We start from the raw sequence: 3,859 nt of genomic DNA, 5'->3' as shown, positions 1-3,859 counted from the left end.
GCTGGGCAGCATGGTCGCCATGGCGGAGAAGGAGGCCATCTATGGGTGTCGAATGCAGCTCGTGAGGGCCAGGTCGCCGGAGGGTGACCTGATGTGCCTGGCGACTGATTTGCACGTCTTGGACGCGATGTCCGCGTATAAGCTTCGCTGGTCCATCGAATGTACGTTCTCGTCGATGAAGTCACGCGGTTTCAATCTGGAACAGACGGGCATCACGCAGAAAGAGCGTCTGGAACGCCTCTTTGGACTCGTTACCCTGGCCTGGACATGGAGTTTACGAGTGGGTGTGGATGGGGCGCGTCAGCGCCCCATCCGGGTCAAGTCTCATGGGCGCAAGGAGGCCAGTCTTGTGACCGCCGGATGGGAACGCTTGGCCAATGCCCTTCGATGGGGGACGTCCAAACGAGGTCCGTTCACGGAACTCTTCAGCTAGCCTTTTCCTGCTCCTGATGCGGTCTGAGGGCAAGATGTCCGGTACTGAACTCCGCATGAGTGGCATGACTTAGAAGAGTAGCGCGATCTCAACAAACTGCGCCGCCTCTTGGGACGTCAGCCGTGCTGTCGGTCCATACCCCTCAAAGAAAGCGTCTTGATCGGAGGGCGTCAGTTCGTGAGTTGCCACAGCCCTGACTACCCTTCAAAACGGGGCATGAGTGTGCTCAAGGTGCGCCAGGATGCGCCGGACGGATGCAGCAGAAGATCCTGGAGATGATCAAGCCCGAGTCGAAACACGGACACCGCACGGTGTCCGTGTTTCTTTACTTTGGTAGCTGTTCGACGTGCCACGACCTCGCCCGTCACGCACGCCCAGATGAAGGCGACGCTGACGACCGTCAGGAGCGAAGACACTCGCTCGGGGCGCGTCAGACCCGTATCTTCCAGGTTGAACCCTCTGGTTTTCAACGCGGCGTGCAGATTTTCTGTTTGCCAGCGCAGGGCATACCGGCGCATGTTCGGCAGGGCGTGCCCCCGATACGCCAGGTACAGCATGTCACCGGCTGCGTTTTTCGTGGCCGCCACCCGCAGATTCACACCGTAGATGCGGGTCTGGCGATGCCAGACCCTGACTTCACCCACCTGAAGGTTCTTGAAGACCGCCCAGACCGGCATGCCGTGCGCGCCGATCGTGGCGCGAGCTGGGAGACGAATGCAGGGTGCAACCCCGTGCTGGTCGAGGAATCGAAACCAGTGCTGCCCAATGAATTCACGATCCGCGAGCAGGCACCGGATCTCCCGATCTGGGCAGAGCTTCAGGAAGCGCTCCACGAGCGCTTCCCGGACACAGGAACGACTGGCCCCACCGTGCGGGAGCAGTGTCCACATCAGCGGCAAACTGAACCCGTTCCACACGGCAGAGAGCAGGAGAATATTGACGTCCTGTTGGCCAAGTTTCCAGTTGGTGCGATCGAGAATGAGGTCGACTGGGCCGGGCGGGAGAAAGGACAAGGCGAATCGGGGGAACAGTGCCTCAGGAAACGGGAACTGGACGAACCGGCAGAGCCGCTGATACCGAGTCGTCAACGAGCCAGGGAGGGCAACATGCGTCTTCAGGCTGTACAGGACGACGGTGCGCGCCTGAATGACCGCCAGGATCAGGGCCGTGAAGACGACGAGGCGGCGAGCGTCCACAGGGAAAGCAGACCGCAAGGCGGTCTGCAAGGTATCGTGAGGTGGTCGGCTCCTAAGGGTTTTCATCGCAGAAATACCGTACAGGAGCCGACTTTCTGCTGCCTACTGTGCGTTTTGAAGGGTAGTCAGGCCACAGCCACGTCGTAGCGCGGGTCACCGACATCAGCGAACGCCCAGTCAATGAGACCCGTCACGCGTCCGTCCGCCGTCATTACGTTGTCCAGGAAGAGGTCGCCGTGTATGAGGGCCGTTGCCACCGGCGTAGGTTGCTCATTCCGTATGCGCCACTGCTGAACCACATCCGTCGTTGGGTTCAAGCTGTTCGTGATCGTCAAGACGTTTTCGAGCCAATCGAAGCTCCCAAAGTCCGTCGGGGGCAGCGTTCTGTGCAACCGCGCCAATGCAGCGCCGAAGTCCCTGAGGAGCGACACTCGAAGAGCATGGTCAAGCTCAGTACGGAGCGCCGTCTCCAGCGTCGTTCCCAGCAAGCGTCGGGTCACCAGCCACCCTTCACGTCCGAACGACGTGGGTCGCTCAAGAAAGAGGAGCGGTTCAGGTACGGGCACGCCAAGCGGGTAAAGGGTGCACAAGGCATGGTGTTCGCGCCGGATCACTTCGAGGTGTGGTCCGACAGAACGTTTGAGTACGACGGGGTCGCCCCTGGCGTCACGTGTGAAGGCGACGCGGGAGGTGCGGCCCTGCTGTGGGGGTTCCTGGAGCGGAATGTCGTCGAGCAGCGCCCTGACCTCTTCAGGGAGGTCGGCGGGCGTCAGTGGCCTGGCGTATGGACGCGGGGGCTTCATGCGTCCAATATTCACCGTTGTGGCATCTGAGCCAATAGGGCTCGCGTGTCGCTTGATGATTGCGTTTTGTGGCCCCTTGGCCGACACGCCCTAGCGTGGACGCCCTGATGGTCCCAGCGTGCAGAGTGCCGACAGGTGATCGTTCTGAACGTGCTGGAGCGGGCGTGCCCTAGACCAGGAGGCCGCTGCCGGTGGTCAGGTACGGGCGGCCAGTGCGCAGCGCCGCCAGTATTCTAAGAAGCTCTCAATCTGCTCCAAGAAGCCCCCGAAGTCCTGCGCTTTGACGAGATAAGAACTGGCGCACAGGGTGTAAGCGCTCGTGATGTCATCTCTGGCTGCGGAGGTGCTGAGCATCACGACGGGAATGAGGCGCAGCCGCACGTCATCTTTGAGCGCCTGAAGAACTTCGAAACCGTTCATGCGGGGCATGTTGACGTCCAGCAGAATCACGTCGGGCAGGATCTCGGCGGCGCGCAGCAGCGTGAGTGCTTGCTGGCCGTCGCTGGCAACAGTGAGGGAACAGTCCGGGCAGAGTTCCGCGAAGGCTTCCATGGCGAGCAACTGATCGTGGGGGTTGTCGTCAATCAGGAAGAATTGATGGGGCGCGGTCATCACTCAATAGTAAAGGCTACATAAAGATCAATTGGGACGCCCCCACACTTCGAGTGCTATCTCCATCTGCGCATCACCGGGTCACCCTCACCACGTCTCCGCACCGAAAAGCACTGTCCAGAGAGTACCGGCGAGCAGTCAGGTCACCCAGGCGTATGAACCTGCAGAGTAGCGGTCCGTGCCAGCACAGTGCAGGTCCGCTCTGCACTGACCAGGACGCTGCTCTCACTCCGGTTGCTCGTCGTATCGTTCTCGCGCTTCACTTCACGTCGCCTTTAATGGCCTGTGACCTCCGCTAATCAGTCGGGGACGGTGGTCTGGATCCCACCCACAGGCAGCCTCTTCCGCGTCATGTGGACTGGTAGGCCACATCAATGTGCAGCCGAACGTCCCTGTCGTGCGGCCGCTTCCGGGGGTACAGTCGCCCTGGTTCATCAGCCCCCACTCATCCGAGCGTCGCCTGAGCCCTCTGACTCACTGGAGATTCCATGACCGCTGAATCCTGTGCTCCCGGCCAAGTGCTGCTGTCAGGACCGATGCCCCGCTTCGGCCTCCCCCGCTACCTGCGCCGCCACGTAGAAGTCGCCCCGGACTCACCGATCGGTATCTTCGGCGCTGTGGCCTACCCACTGATCCTGACCCCACCCCTCCTGGGGCGCCTGCCGCGAACGGTCATCACCCATGACTTTCACGGTTCTGGCAACTTAATCTCGGTAGTCTGGTAGGCCGTGACTGACCGGAAGCCCTACCGCCACCGTTTTCCCTTGAGCGTGATCGGCTACGCTCTGCGGCTGTACCATCGTTTCCCACTCAGC

General features: G+C 61.1%; 4 protein-coding genes and 1 pseudogene. 2 read left to right on the top strand and 3 right to left on the bottom strand.

Annotated features, from left to right (window positions below; translation table 11 throughout):
* On the top strand, positions 1–433 hold a 433-nt coding region (locus IEY69_RS21485; protein WP_229784209.1), incomplete at its 5' end, for a transposase.
* Positions 434–630: 197 nt separating this feature from the next.
* Here IEY69_RS21485 and IEY69_RS21480 read toward each other — a convergent pair.
* The 3 genes from IEY69_RS21480 to IEY69_RS21470 form a co-directional block, all read right to left on the bottom strand.
* Positions 631–1,695 (bottom strand): IS4 family transposase, encoded by a 1,065-nt coding sequence (locus IEY69_RS21480; protein ID WP_189075110.1) that lies wholly within the window; start codon positions 1,693–1,695, stop codon positions 631–633.
* Positions 1,696–1,754: 59 nt separating this feature from the next.
* Complete coding sequence (locus IEY69_RS21475; protein ID WP_189075109.1) at positions 1,755–2,432, bottom strand: phosphotransferase family protein; 678 nt, start codon at positions 2,430–2,432, stop codon at positions 1,755–1,757.
* A 195-nt stretch (positions 2,433–2,627) separates the two neighbouring features.
* Positions 2,628–3,044 (bottom strand): response regulator, encoded by a 417-nt coding sequence (locus IEY69_RS21470; RefSeq protein WP_189075108.1) that lies wholly within the window; start codon positions 3,042–3,044, stop codon positions 2,628–2,630.
* A gap of 728 nt (positions 3,045–3,772) precedes the next feature.
* Between IEY69_RS21470 and IEY69_RS21465 the strand changes: the two are divergent.
* Positions 3,773–3,859 (top strand): annotated as a pseudogene (locus IEY69_RS21465) (IS6 family transposase); the annotation flags it as partial.

The organism is Deinococcus sedimenti (assembly GCF_014648135.1).
GTDB lineage: Bacteria > Deinococcota > Deinococci > Deinococcales > Deinococcaceae > Deinococcus > Deinococcus sedimenti.
Note: the sequence above shows the minus strand (reverse complement) of the source record. Positions and strands in the feature narration are given on the sequence as shown.

What these genes read in the sequence shown, in the direction of transcription:
- IEY69_RS21470 (WP_189075108.1), bottom strand. Translation starts at nt 3,044, where the DNA reads ATGACCGCGCCCCATCAATTCTTCCTGATTGACGACAACCCCCACGAT.
- IEY69_RS21475 (WP_189075109.1), bottom strand. Translation starts at nt 2,432, where the DNA reads ATGAAGCCCCCGCGTCCATACGCCAGGCCACTGACGCCCGCCGACCTC.
- IEY69_RS21480 (WP_189075110.1), bottom strand. Translation starts at nt 1,695, where the DNA reads ATGAAAACCCTTAGGAGCCGACCACCTCACGATACCTTGCAGACCGCC.